Origin of the sequence: Pontibacter coccineus (assembly GCF_030546575.1) — a bacterium.
Lineage (GTDB): Bacteria > Bacteroidota > Bacteroidia > Cytophagales > Hymenobacteraceae > Pontibacter > Pontibacter coccineus.
This window is the reverse complement of the sequence record NZ_JAUOTN010000010.1, coordinates 35,864-49,548: the sequence shown is the minus strand read 5'-3', so window position 1 is coordinate 49,548 and position 13,685 is coordinate 35,864. Positions and strand designations below refer to the sequence as shown.

Genomic DNA, 13,685 nt, shown 5'->3' with positions numbered 1-13,685 from the left:
CCGCGCACGCTATACCTTGTGCAAACAGCATTAGCAAATGCGTCCTACTGCTCGGCTTCCCGGTCATCCTCGTAGCGCTCCCTTCTCGCTTTTTCGCGCAGCTTGTCGAACATCTTCCGGAAGCGTCCCGATTTCTGCTCTTTCACATCGTCTATATCGGCCAGCAAAAAGCCGAAGGGTCGCAGTGGTTCGTAAGCATCAAAAATAACTTTCAGGATCGCGATCATGGGTATAGAGATGATCATACCGGCCGCTCCCCAAATTTCCCCACCAATCAGCAAGGCAATGATGGCCGCAAAAGGGTTGATACTTACCTTGGAACCAACAACATAGGGCGTAATGAAATTGCCCTCCAGAAATTGTACGAACATGAACACCAGCACTACCAGCACCGCCTCGAACAGACTGCCCGTGGTGGCCAGCGTGAACAGCGCCGGGAGCATGGCCCCGATCAGAATACCTATATAAGGTATGATGGTCAGGATGGAGGCAAAGACGCCGAAAAAGATCGCATACTTCACGCCCAGGATAAGCAAGCCAGCTGAGTTGAGCAAGGACACAATCACAATCACGATCATCAGGCCCGAGATGTAGCTTTGTGCCACTAACTGTATGTTGTCAATGGTATGGTTGAGGCTGCTGCGGCGCTCCTTCGACACAAACTTGTACATGAACTGCTCCAAGTGGTCGCGGTAGTACAGAAAGCAGAACACAAAAATGGGCACGATGGTGATAACCGTCAGTGCGCCGGTGGTCAGTGAGATGGTGCTACCGACAAAAGTGGTTGAAACTTCCCGTAAGCCGCCCACTGTATTGCGGAAGAGCTCGCTTTTGTTGGCGGGTTGTATACCAAAATTATGGTAGAGGTAGTCCTGCACCTTCATGATCAAGGCATCGAAGTTCTTCCCGATGGCATCCAGCTCGGAGGTGAGGCTAATGACCTGCATTGACAAAAACCAGATGACCAGGCCCAGCACGATCACCACCATGACAATGCTACAGAGAATAGCCAACGCACGCGGGACGCGGAATTTTTCGAGGTCGCGGGTGAGAGGCAGCAGGAGCAGGGCAAACAGCAAAGCAAAGGCCAGCGGCATCAGAACCGACTTGAAGCTCTGTAATGTCCAGATAGCTAGAAAAAGGCCCAGTAAAATGATGACATATTTAAAATACCGGGGTAATTTAATTTCCATAGGGTGTGTCCGTGTGTAGGTATACGGCCTGTGTTTGACCGCATTTAGTTAAGCAAATGTAAGCGCAAGTATAGTTAAATCTAAATATTTTTATGCTAATTAAATTAGCCAAAATCTACCTGTGTTTTTCTTCGGTTTTCGTGAACTGTAAGTAATGCGCAATGGTTGTATAGAAGTAGTTGATGATTTCAACGAATTTAACTATATTTGCTGACTAAAAATATTAGCAATAATCCTCCTTGCGGGATGAATCGGTCAGGCGCCGGAACTATTTGTAGCGTCTGATTTCTTTTATTTTTCTATATTTCCGAGTGATTCCACTAAATCAAATACACTTACGCTTACAGAATGGCAGAGTTAGAGCATAATTACAACGAAGACAGCATTCGCTCGCTGGAGCCCCGCGAACACATCAGGCTACGCCCCGGTATGTACATCGGCAAGCTGGGAGACGGATCTTCGGCCGATGATGGTATTTACATTTTGGTGAAAGAGGTGATTGACAACTCCATCGACGAACACGTGATGGGCTATGGCAAGACGATCGACATCAAGATATCGGACCACAAGGTGCAGGTGCGCGACTATGGCCGCGGTATTCCGCTGGGCAAGGTGATCGACTGCGTAAGCAAGATCAACACAGGTGGTAAGTACGACAGCAAGGCATTCCAGAAATCGGTTGGTCTGAACGGCGTGGGTACGAAGGCGGTAAACGCCCTTTCAAGCCAGTTCCGCATTCAATCGGTGCGTGACGGACAGATGAAGGCCGCCGAGTTTGAGCGTGGTGTGCTGACCAACGATCTTCCGCTGGAGGCCACCTCACAGCGCAACGGTACGCTCACGGTTTTTACACCGGACGATACCATCTTCAAGAACTATCAGTACAACCCGGATTATCTGGAGAACCAGATCTGGAACTACGTATACCTGAACGCCGGTCTGACGATCAACTTCAACGGCAAAAAATTCTACTCTGAGAACGGCCTACTCGACCTTTTAAGAAACAAAGCCGACGAGGAGAGCATGCGCTACCCGATCATCCACCTGAAAGGGAATGATATTGAGCTGGCCATAACACACGGTAACGATTACGGCGAGGAGTATTATTCTTTCGTGAACGGTCAGTATACGACCATGGGGGGTACGCACCTGGCGGCTTTCCGCACAGCACTGGTAAAGACAATCCGTGACTTTTATAAGAAGGATTATGACGCAGCTGACATTCGCGGCTCCGTTGTCGGTGCCATTTCGCTTCGTGTACAGGAGCCGGTATTTGAATCACAGACCAAGACCAAACTGGGCTCGATTGATATGGGCCCGGACGGACCGGCCGTGAACTCATATATCAATGACTTTATTAAGGAGCACCTTGATAATTATCTCCGCATCAACCAGGCGACGGCTGAAGCGCTGAAGAAGCGCATTGAGCAAAGCGAGCGGGAGCGCAAGGACATGGCAGGTGTGAAGAAGCTGGCCAACCAGCGCGCCAAGAAAGCCAACCTGCACAACCGCAAACTCCGCGACTGCCGCCTGCACTTCAACGAGGACAAGCACGAGAACGCATTGCTTTCAACGCTCTTCATCACGGAGGGTGACTCGGCCAGTGGTTCCATCACCAAATCCCGCAACGTAGACACGGAGGCGGTCTTCAGTTTGAGAGGTAAGCCTTTGAACTGCTTTGGTCTGAAGAAAAAGGTCGTGTACGAAAACGAGGAGTTTAATCTGTTGCAGCACGCCCTGAACATTGAAGAAGGCCTGGAAGGCCTCAGGTATAACCGTGTGGTGATCGCAACGGATGCCGACGTGGACGGGATGCACATCCGTCTGCTGCTGCTGACCTTCTTCCTGCAGTTCTTCCCGGATCTGGTGAAGAACGGCCACGTCTACATTCTGGAAACGCCGCTTTTCCGGGTGCGCAACAAGAAAGAAACCATCTATTGCTACAACGAAACCGAAAAGCAGGCGGCTATTGAGAAACTGGGCAAACGCCCTGAGATCACCCGATTCAAAGGTTTGGGTGAGATCTCGCCGGACGAGTTTGGTAAGTTCATTGGCGATAACATCAAATTGAAGCCGGTGTTCCTGCAAAAAGACACGACGATACAGAAAATGCTGAGCTACTACATGGGCAAAAACACGCCGGAGCGCCAGCAATTCATTATTGAGAATCTGAAGTTTGAGAAAGATATAGTTGAGGAAGTATATGCATAACGACGAACTGAACAACGAAGGTATAGAAAGAGAAGACGAGTTGGAGATCGCGTTTACAGACGGTGAGGAAGAGATCATCCATAACGTAACCCCGGTATCCGGTCTGTACGAGAACTGGTTCCTCGACTATGCTTCTTACGTAATTTTGGAGCGTGCCGTGCCTGCCATCGAGGACGGTTTGAAGCCCGTGCAGCGCCGCATCCTGCATGCGATGAGAGAGATGGACGATGGTCGCTTTAACAAGGTGGCCAACGTGATCGGTCAGACCATGCAATACCACCCGCACGGCGATGCCTCTATCGGTGATGCGATGGTGAACTTGGGTCAGAAGGATCTTCTGATCGAGACGCAGGGTAACTGGGGTGATGTGCGCACAGGTGACAGTGCCGCTGCACCGCGTTACATCGAGGCCCGCCTGTCCAAGTTCGCGTTGGATGTGGTATTTAATCCGCAGACCACGATCTGGCAACTCAGTTACGACGGTCGCAAGAACGAGCCGGTGACTTTGCCTGTGAAATTCCCGCTGCTGCTCGCGCAGGGTGTGGAAGGTATAGCCGTTGGTCTATCGACCAAGATCATGCCGCACAACTTCAAGGAGTTGATCAAGGGCTCGATTGATGTGCTGAAAGGACGCACGACGACCCTGCTACCTGACTTCCCGAACGGCGGTATGGTGGACGTGACCAATTACAACCATGGTATGCGCGGCGGCAAGATCCGGGTGCGCGCCACGATTGAGAAGGTGGACAAGACCATGCTCATCATCCGTGACGTACCGTACGGCATCACGACCACGGGTCTGATGGAGTCGATCGTGAAGGCGAGCGAGAACAACAAGATCAAGATCAAGAAGGTAGTCGACAACACGGCTGCTAACGTGGAGATACAGGTACAGCTGCCACCGGGCGTGTCGCCTGACCTGACCATGGACGCGCTCTACGCGTTCACGGATTGCGAGGTGTCGATCTCGCCAAACACCTGCGTGATCATCGACGACAAACCGCACTTCCTGAGTGTGGACGAGCTGCTGCGCATTTCTACCTTCAAAACGGTAGACCTGCTCAAGCGTGAACTGGAGATCCGCAAAGCCGAGCTGGAAGACAAGTGGCACTACTCGTCGCTGGAAAAGATATTCATCGAGAACCGCATTTACCACGACATTGAGGAGTGCGAAACTTGGGAAGCAGTGCTCGAGGCGATCGACAAAGGCTTGGATCCATTTAAAAAACTCCTGCGCCGTGAGGTGACCCAGGACGACATCATTCGGCTAACCGAGATCAAGATCAAACGCATCTCCAAGTACGACTCTTTCAAGGCTGATGAGTACATCCATAAGCTGGAAGAAGAGATGGCCGAGGTGGATGATAACCTGGCCAACCTGATCCGCTACGCAATTGCTTACTTTGAAGGCTTACTGAAAAAGTACGGACAGGGACGTGACCGCAAGGCACAGGTGAAGACCTTTGATGTGATTACTGCACAAAAAGTTGCGATCGCGAACCAGAAGCTTTACATGAACGCCAAAGACGGCTTTATCGGTACCGGTCTGCGCAAGGACGAGTTTGTATGCGATTGCTCCGACATGGACGACATCATTGTGTTCCGCAAGGATGGCAAGTTCACGGTGACGAAAGTAGCGGAGAAAAGCTTTGTGGGCAAAGACATCATCATGGCCGGCGTTTACAACAAGAACGACGAGCACATGGTCTACAACATGATCTACGTAGATGGTAAGACCGGCGTGTCCTTCGCGAAACGATTCTCTGTGAAGTCCATCACCCGCGACAAGGAGTATGATCTGACCAAGGGCAACAAAAACTCCAAGGTGCATTACCTGACGGCTAATCCGAACTCAGAGTCAGAAGTGGTCAATGTCACCCTTGCGCCGCAGTCAACGGCCCGCATCAAACAGTTCGACTATGACTTCGCCGAGCTGATGATAAAGGGCAAAGGATCAAACGGTAATATCGTTACCAAGTACCCGATCAAGAAGGTGGTGCAGAAGAGTCTGGGCGAGTCTACCTTGGGTGGACGGGAGATCTTCTACGACGAGGTGATCGGACGACTCAACACCGAAGGCCGTGGCCGCTACCTGGGTTCCTTCAATACCGACGATACGATTCTGGTGGTATACGAAGATGGCACCTACGAGCAGACCACGTTTGATCTGGCCAACCACTATACCGTGGAGAAGATCAAAGTGCTGCAGAAGTTTGATCCGGAGTTGGTCGTATCCACTATTTATTACGAAGGAGATAATAAAACCTATTATGTGAAGCGTTTCCGTATCGAGACTTCTACGGTAGGTAAGAAATTCAGCTTTATACCGGAGACCAAGAACTCCAGAATGGAAGCCGTTTCTACACATCCGGTTCCGATGGCGACCATCAGCTTCAAGCGCTCGCTGCGAGGTGAAAAAGAAACTGAGAAGCTATTGCTCAGCGAATTCATTGACGTGAAAGGCTGGAAGGCTATGGGTAACAAGCTCAGCTACTTCAAAATTTACGATGTGAAAGTGCCGAAACTGGAGGAAGTGGAGCAGGAGGAAAAGCCTAAAACTAAGAAAGTTACCACCAAGCGGGAGCCTGTCACGTTGCCTTCCGAACTGAAGGAACTGGCAGAAGAGGCCGCCAAAGTCAGTGGGGCTCAACTTGATACGCTGGAAGCCGTAGAAGAACTATCAGACGACGGAAGTGCAAATAAGGCGTTGAAGAAAAGGAAGCAGCTGGATTTGTTCTAAATTAAGTCCTTTTTTGCATAAGTCGTTTTAATGCAATATATTAGGTTGCTTATTACAGATTATGCAAGTATTTTTCAAAGCTATACCTATTTTATTCATCATGCTCGGTTTCCTGATTCGTCCGCTGGACGTGCTGGGAGATTCCGGGCATGATGTGCTTTTAAAGAAGGCCTATGAGCTAAAAGAGCAGTACAAGGAAACCGAGGCGCTGGCAGTGTATGAGCAGATTATTGCCGCTGACGAATCGAATTTTGAGGCGCTCTGCCAGGCCAGTCTCCTGCACAGCCTGATGGGAAACCGGTTCTCGGACGACACCCGCAAAATCAACCATTTCAGCACGGCCAAATCGTACGCGCACCGTGCCTTTCTGCTCGACTCCACTGACGCCCGCTCTAACTATGCCATGGCGCTCTCACTGGCCTCTTTGGCTATGGTGTCGGGACCGAAGCAACGATTGGCGATGATCAGCGAAACCAAAACCTACCTGGAGGGGGCTTTAGCAGCTGATGAGAGCTACGCTGATGCCTGGCATTTGCTGGGGCGTTGGTACTTTAAGATGGCCAATCTCAATTTTGCTGAAGTGACGACCTATAAAGTCATGCTGGGGGGGATGGCGGATAAGCCTGCTACAAACAAGGATGCGATATACGCTATGGAAAGGGCCATTTTGCACAACCCGAACAACCTGCTTTATTATTTTGACTTGGCCAATATCTATCAGGAAATGAAAAACAAGGAGGCGTGTGTGTATACGCTCCAGCGCGCGATGGCCCAGAACCTGGAACTACAAACGAAGGAGGAACTGGAGTTAAGCAGGCGCTGTAAAATGATGCTGCAAGCATATCAGAAGTAACCAGATATAATTGCAATGCAAAGGGCCTGCTTCTATCTCGGAGCAGGCCCTTTGCATTGTTTCAAAACTATATGGTAGTCTATTTGTCGATATTTAGGCAAATTATCTATAATTTAGCGCCAATCAAGACAGTAAGAAAAGACAGTACATGATGTCTCGTTGGGCCTTAAGTTGGATAGTGGCGGTATTGATGCTTTCCGGTTGCGGCAAAGAAGAAGGTACACGGGAACAGATGGTCGATCTGGCGACGGTTGCTGTGGAGGATCCCGCGAAACAGCTGGTCAGTCTTAGCGAGGCCATTGAACGTTCGAAGCGCGACGGCAGTCTGTACGCCAGGAGAGCCATGGTGCTGCTACGGCAGGACGAGCTGGACAAAGCGTTGAGCGATGTGAACGAGGCGATCAGGCTCTCTAAGGAGCCTGCTAATTTCTTTGTGAAAGCACAGGTGCTATACCTGATGGGACGGCGTGAAGAAGCCTTGCCCCTGGCGTTGCAGGCAGAACGAAATTCATTTGAAAGTTCGTCGCTGTACGTGCTTTTGACCGAGCTATACCTGGACCGGGGGGAGTATACGAAGGCGGCTCGGTTTGCCAAACAAGCGCTGGAACTTTCACCCGATGATCCCCATGCGGTTTATTACAAGGGGAGGGTGTCTGAAGTGACCGGCGATACAACAGTCGCTATCAGGCTTTACCAGCAGGCGCTGGAGTTCAAGCCTGACTTTGCGGAAACGCATCGGTCGCTTGCGGGGCTATACCTGGCACAGCAGGACCTGGCACAAGCCAGAAAACATACGGAGCACGGATTGCGACTGAAGCCAGAAGATCCACAGTTGTGGCACTACAAAGGGATGCTACAAATGCAGTCAGCCCGTAAAGACAGTGCCCTGGTTAGCTTTGAGAAGGCACTTGCTATCTCAGACACAATGCAGGCTGCTCACTTTCAGTTGGCGCAGCTGCGACAAGGCTTGGGAGAGAATGAACTGGTCTTGCAGCACTTGGAGAAAGCGCCAAGGTATAGCAAAGAGCTCAAGTACCTGTCTGTGCGGGCAAGTAGCCTGGAGCGATTAGGAGAAAACCTGGCGGCGCTGCGCACCTACGAGCGCATGCTGGCCATGGAGCCGAAACATACATATGCTAGGCAGAGTGTTGCCCGGCTCCGATATAGATTAGAAAGACCCAGACCCCAGCTGGACAGCATGGCTATCAGGCAACGGGGTTTTTAAAACGATACTAAGAAAAAAACATGATCAACATCACTTTGCCAGATGGCTCTGTACGTCAGTATTCGAAAGGCGTAACAGGCCTTGAGATCGCCACCAGCATTAGCGAGGGACTTGCCCGCAATGTTCTGGCCGTAAAGGTGAACGGTTCCGTTTGGGATCTGTCTCGCCCTATAGAAGAAAATGCCAGTGTGCAATTGCTCACATGGAACGACGATCTGGGCAAAAATACATTCTGGCATTCATCCGCTCACTTACTGGCAGAAGCCTTGGAAGAGTTATACCCAGGTATAAAGTTTGGCATCGGACCGCCTGTTGAGAATGGCTTCTACTATGACGTGGACCTGGGAGAGGGCAAAACCTTTTCGCAGGATGACTTTGCCAAAGTAGAGCAGAAGATGCTGGAACTGGCGCGTGCCAAAAATGAGTATGTGCGTCAGGAAGTTTCAAAAGCCGACGCCATTCAGTACTTCACCGAAAAAGGCGACCAGTACAAGCTTGACCTGCTCCAGGATTTGGAAGACGGCACGATCACCTTCTATACCCAGGGCAACTTCGTGGACCTTTGCCGCGGGCCGCACATCCCGAACACGGGCTTCATCAAGGCTGCTAAGCTCATGAATGTGGCCGGTGCCTATTGGCGCGGCGACGAGAAGAGCAAGCAGCTGACACGCATCTATGCCATCACCTTCCCGAAACTGAAGGAGTTGACCGAGTACCTGGAGCGCCTGGAGGAAGCCAAAAAACGCGACCACCGCAAACTGGGCAAAGAAATGGAACTGTTTGCCTTCTCTGAAAAGGTAGGTATGGGCTTGCCGCTGTGGTTGCCGAAAGGTACGTTGCTGCGCGAGCGACTCGAGCAGTTTATGCGCAAGGCGCAGATAAAGGCTGGCTACCAGCCGGTGGTAACGCCGCACATCGGTAGCAAGGAGCTCTACGTTACTTCAGGTCACTACGAGAAGTACGGCGCTGACTCTTTCCAGCCAATCAAGACGCCGAACGAGAACGAGGAGTTCCTGCTAAAGCCAATGAACTGCCCGCACCACTGCGAGATCTACAAAACCCGTCCGCGCTCTTACAAAGAGTTACCCGTGCGTTTTGCCGAGTTCGGCACTGTGTACCGCTACGAGCAAAGCGGCGAGCTGCACGGTCTGACACGCGTACGTGGCTTTACGCAGGACGACGCGCACATTTTCTGCCGTCCTGACCAGGTGAAAGAAGAATTTATTAAGGTAATTGACCTGGTGCTGTACGTGTTCAAGGCACTTGGTTTTGAAGACTATACCGCTCAGATCTCCCTGCGTGATCCGGAAAACAAGGCCAAATACATTGGTTCAGACGAGAACTGGGAAAAAGCCGAAAGCGCCATTGTGGAGGCTGCCGCAGAGAAAGGACTGACCACTGTAACCGAACTGGGCGAAGCCGCGTTTTACGGACCTAAGCTCGACTTTATGGTGCGAGATGCGTTGGGCCGTAAATGGCAGTTGGGAACTATTCAGGTAGATTATAACTTACCAGAAAGATTCCAGCTCGAGTACATCGGTGCTGACAATGCCAAACACCGCCCTGTGATGATTCACCGTGCGCCATTTGGCTCGTTGGAGCGCTTCGTAGCGGTGCTGATTGAGCATTGCGGTGGTAACTTCCCACTTTGGCTTAGCCCAGAGCAGTTTGCCATCCTGCCAATCTCCGAAAAATACCAGGATTTTGCGCAGCAGGTATATGACCGACTGCAGCAGGATGACATCCGGGGTTTTGTTGACAACCGCGACGAGAAGATCGGACGTAAGATCCGCGATGCAGAAGTGAGCAAGGTGCCTTACATGCTCATTGTAGGGGAGAAGGAGCAGGAAAACGGGGCCGTGTCAGTACGCAAACACGGAGAAGGCGATCTGGGCACGATGACGGTGGATGAGTTCATTGCCACCTTTCAGTCTAAAATTGCTCAGATGCTGAACAATTAAGAAGAGATATTTTTTTCTTGATATAAAATGTGCGATATTCGCACCCTGATTTAGAACTAAATTTAAGGAGGTAAAACTATAGCTACGCCAAACAAGCGCTACATCCCACGCGGAAAAGTGGAGGAGCCATACAAAGTCAATGATAAGATAACTGCCAGAGAAGTCAGGTTAGTTGGTGACAATGTAGAGCAGGGAGTATTCTCAACCAGAGATGCTCAGAAAATAGCGAACGAGCAGAATCTTGACCTGGTTGAGATTTCGCCAACTGCTAATCCACCGGTTTGCCGTATCATCGACTACTCGAAATTCAAGTACGAGCAGAAGAAGAAAACCCGTGAGATGAAGGCCAAAGCTCAGAAGGTAGTCATCAAGGAGATCCGTTTCGGCCCTAACACAGATGACCACGACTTTGAGTTCAAACTGAAGCATGCCAAGTCTTTCCTCGAGAGTGGATACAAGATAAAGTCCTATGTGCACTTTGTCGGCCGTACGATCGTGTTCAAGGAGAGAGGCGAGATCCTGTTGCTGAAGTTCGCCCAAGCGCTGGAGGACATCGCCAAAGTGGAGCAGCTGCCTAAACTGGAAGGAAAGCGGATGTTCCTGATCCTCTCCCCGAAAGTGGCTCCCCCTGTTAAAAAGTAATTTGTTTAATTAATTATATACACATGCCAAAAGTTAAAACAAAATCTGGTGCAAAGAAGCGTTTTTCTTTGACAGGTACTGGCAAAATTAAGCGTAAGCACGCTTACAAAAGCCACATCCTGACCAAGAAGACGACTAAGCAGAAGCGTAACTTAACTCACACTGGCCTTGTTAGCTCAGCTGATATGGACCGCGTGAAACTGATGCTTCAAATCTAATTCCCCGGAGTTAGAACGGTTAATTTTTTCAGTACGAACCCGGTGCCTGGTTTTTTGAAGATTAAAACTTAATCACCAGCTGCCAAAACTTTTTAGAAATGCCTAGATCGGTAAACGTTGTCGCAGCGCGACACAGAAGAAAAAAAATGATGAAAATGGCCAAAGGTTACTTTGGCCGTCGCAAGAATGTCTGGACAGTTGCGAAAAACGCAATTGAAAAAGGTTTGCTTTATGCTTACCGTGACAGAAAAGCGAAAAAGAGAGATTTCCGCGCCCTTTGGATCCAGCGTATTAACGCAGGTGCACGTGAGCACGGCATGTCTTACTCTCAGCTAATGGGCGCTCTGAAAAAAGCGAACATCGACCTGAACCGCAAAGTACTTGCTGACCTGGCGATGAACCATCCGGAAGCTTTCAAGAGTATCGTTGACAAAGTAAAGTAATTTACTTTCGCTATATGACCAAAAAGGGCCTGACGCAAGTCAGGCCCTTTTTGCGTCTATACCTGCTGGTAAACTAAGCAAAGTCATCTTTGCACATGATGGCAGTCATCGCTTAAGAGGAGGTATTTGCTCTATTTCGCATCGTTACAGTTGCGCGCACCTGCAGGCACATCATTCCTGGCAGCAGCGCGACTGTCGGCATTACTCACCTTTTAAATGATGTGAACATGAAAGTAAGTTTTACACGGAAACTACTGCTGCTATCAATTCTGGTGTGGCTACCCTTAGAGGCGGCTTGGGCGCAGCTATACCTGACGCCGCAGGTAAGGCCCAGGGCTGAGTGGCGCAACGGATACCAGAGCCTGCCAAACGGTCAGGACGGAGCTTTCTTTGTAAGCCAGCGCTCCAGGCTTACGCTCGACTATAAGCAGGATAAAGTGCAGATGCGGTTTAGTTTGCAGGACGTCAGGGTATGGGGGAATGAAGTGCATTTAAAAGATGTGCCCTCTACAGCCATGCACGAGGCCTGGGGTGAGGTTGCTCTATCAGACAAGTTTGCTGTCAGGCTTGGGCGGCAGGAGTTCGTTTACAACAATGACCGCCTGCTGGGCAATGTGGACTGGGTGCAGCAGGCACGCAGTCACGATGGCATGGTGCTTAAAGCAAGATGGCGAGGTATAAGCTTAGATGCCGGCGGTGCTTTTAACCAGGAGAAAGAAGCCTTGTTTGACACCCATTACAGCATGAACAACTACAAAGTGCTGGGATTCCTATGGGCAAAGAAACAGTTAGGCGAACAGTTGTCACTTTCAGCCATGCATATCAGCGATGGCTTTCAACGACCTGATACGGTAGGAGGCGTATACTTCCGGCATACGTATGGGCTTGACCTGAATTATAAGCATGAGCGTGTTCAATTTAACGGTTCGCTTTACAGGCAATCGGGCGAACACGGCAGCGGGAAAAAGATAGCGGCCTACCTGGCAGTTGGAGAGGCGACCTATACCTTACAGCCTTTCCAGTTCACGTTAGGGACCACCTATTTGTCAGGTATGGCCGGACACGAGCATAAGGTTCGATCCTTTAATACCCTGTACGCCACGAACCATAAGTACTATGGCTTCATGGATTACTTTATCAATGTGCCGGCTGACACACGGCAGGGTGGGCTGCACGATAACTACCTCAAGACCACCTTTAGCCCAAGTGCCAGCTATAACCTCTCGCTGGACTACCACTACTTCGCGCTGGCAAAAAACCTTCGGGCTTCAGAAACGCACGCCGGCACCAGCAACAGGTACCTTGGTTCTGAGCTGGATGCGGTGCTCCAATACAAGCACTCCGACCAGATTCAGTTTTCCATAGGGTATAGCAGTATGTTTGCAGGCAGCTCGATGGCAGCGATCAAGCCAGGCGATGCATCGGCTTACGCTGACTGGGGGTGGGTGATGGTTAACTTTCAGCCGCGAATCCTGCTGAAGTCATTTGAGAAGGAGTAAGGATGAGGGCAAAAAAAAGCCCTGGATGTAAATCCAGGGCTTTGTAGCGGGGAGCAGAATCGAACTGCCGACCTCAGGGTTATGAATCCTGCGCTCTAACCATCTGAGCTACCCCGCCGAATTGTGGTGCAAATATAAGGGGTAAGTTTTAAAAAAAGCAACAATTGATGCACAAAAAAATATTTTAATTTCTGTATATTTAACCAATCGGAAATTAATACTATACTTACTCAGTCACTTACAACTACAGATAATGAAAGCTACCAAGACGAAATTTGTGCGTGAGTACCCTATAAATGCATCTGCCCGTTTGCTGTACCCATACCTGAGCACCCCGAGTGGCCTTTCGCAGTGGTTCTGTGACGATGTTTCCATAAACGAAGACAAGCTATTTAATTTCTTTTGGGACGGCAGCAACCATTGGGTTGAGATGACAAGCCACCGTACAAATCGCTCTGTGCGCTTCATTTTCCTGAATGAGGACAAAACTCACCCTTCAGACCCATCCTATATCGATTTCTCGATCGAATCAAGTGAACTCACGCAGGAACAGTATCTGAAAGTGGTCGACTACTCAGAGGAAGATGACGAAGAAGAGTTGGAAGAGCTATGGGAGCACTTGCTACAGAAATTGCGTGAAATAGTAGGAGGGTAGCACATCTTAGCTCCAAAGGCTTATCTTTGCACGATTTTTGAAAGT

11 protein-coding genes and 1 tRNA gene are annotated in these 13,685 nt (G+C 50.0%); 10 read left to right on the top strand and 2 right to left on the bottom strand.

The genetic code is table 11. The features are described from left to right. Positions 1 to 44: 44 nt before the first annotated feature. Positions 45 to 1,193: an AI-2E family transporter gene (locus tag Q4E40_RS18860; protein WP_303414420.1), complete on the bottom strand. Its 1,149-nt coding sequence runs from the start codon at positions 1,191 to 1,193 to the stop codon at positions 45 to 47. A 348-nt stretch (positions 1,194 to 1,541) separates the two neighbouring features. Here Q4E40_RS18860 and Q4E40_RS18855 point away from each other — a divergent pair, with 348 nt between their 5' ends. The 9 genes from Q4E40_RS18855 (at position 1,542) to Q4E40_RS18815 (ending at position 12,985) form a co-directional block, all read left to right on the top strand. Then, positions 1,542 to 3,404, top strand: coding sequence for a DNA topoisomerase IV subunit B (locus tag Q4E40_RS18855; protein ID WP_303414417.1), 1,863 nt, complete (start codon positions 1,542 to 1,544; stop codon positions 3,402 to 3,404). Next, positions 3,397 to 6,144 (top strand): DNA gyrase/topoisomerase IV subunit A, encoded by a 2,748-nt coding sequence (locus Q4E40_RS18850; protein WP_303414414.1) that lies wholly within the window; start codon positions 3,397 to 3,399, stop codon positions 6,142 to 6,144. Before Q4E40_RS18855 ends, Q4E40_RS18850 begins: the two co-directional genes overlap by 8 nt. A 61-nt stretch (positions 6,145 to 6,205) precedes the next feature. Next, positions 6,206 to 6,997 (top strand): tetratricopeptide repeat protein, encoded by a 792-nt coding sequence (locus Q4E40_RS18845; RefSeq protein ID WP_303414412.1) that lies wholly within the window; start codon positions 6,206 to 6,208, stop codon positions 6,995 to 6,997. A gap of 148 nt (positions 6,998 to 7,145) precedes the next feature. Further along, a complete protein-coding gene (locus tag Q4E40_RS18840; protein ID WP_303414410.1) occupies positions 7,146 to 8,222 on the top strand; it encodes a tetratricopeptide repeat protein in 1,077 nt (358 codons plus the stop codon). A 20-nt stretch (positions 8,223 to 8,242) separates the two neighbouring features. After that, on the top strand, positions 8,243 to 10,183 hold the full coding sequence (thrS, locus tag Q4E40_RS18835; protein ID WP_303414407.1) for a threonine--tRNA ligase: 1,941 nt from the start codon (positions 8,243 to 8,245) through the stop codon (positions 10,181 to 10,183). Positions 10,184 to 10,300: 117 nt separating this feature from the next. Further along, positions 10,301 to 10,825 (top strand): translation initiation factor IF-3, encoded by a 525-nt coding sequence (infC, locus tag Q4E40_RS18830; protein WP_303414405.1) that lies wholly within the window; start codon positions 10,301 to 10,303, stop codon positions 10,823 to 10,825. Positions 10,826 to 10,848: 23 nt separating this feature from the next. Continuing rightward, positions 10,849 to 11,043 (top strand): 50S ribosomal protein L35, encoded by a 195-nt coding sequence (gene rpmI, locus Q4E40_RS18825; protein WP_007656420.1) that lies wholly within the window; start codon positions 10,849 to 10,851, stop codon positions 11,041 to 11,043. 98 nt (positions 11,044 to 11,141) lie between these two features. Continuing rightward, positions 11,142 to 11,486 (top strand): 50S ribosomal protein L20, encoded by a 345-nt coding sequence (rplT, locus tag Q4E40_RS18820; protein ID WP_007656428.1) that lies wholly within the window; start codon positions 11,142 to 11,144, stop codon positions 11,484 to 11,486. Between the two features lie 227 nt (positions 11,487 to 11,713). After that, the gene (locus Q4E40_RS18815) at positions 11,714 to 12,985 is read left to right on the top strand and encodes an alginate export family protein (protein WP_303414400.1); all 1,272 of its coding nucleotides are present in this window, start codon (positions 11,714 to 11,716) and stop codon (positions 12,983 to 12,985) included. A 44-nt stretch (positions 12,986 to 13,029) separates the two neighbouring features. Here Q4E40_RS18815 and Q4E40_RS18810 read toward each other — a convergent pair. Further along, positions 13,030 to 13,103: transfer RNA gene (locus tag Q4E40_RS18810), tRNA-Met, on the bottom strand. 135 nt (positions 13,104 to 13,238) lie between these two features. Here Q4E40_RS18810 and Q4E40_RS18805 point away from each other — a divergent pair. Next, positions 13,239 to 13,640, top strand: coding sequence for an START-like domain-containing protein (locus Q4E40_RS18805; protein WP_303414398.1), 402 nt, complete (start codon positions 13,239 to 13,241; stop codon positions 13,638 to 13,640). The last annotated feature ends 45 nt before the right edge of the window (positions 13,641 to 13,685 follow it).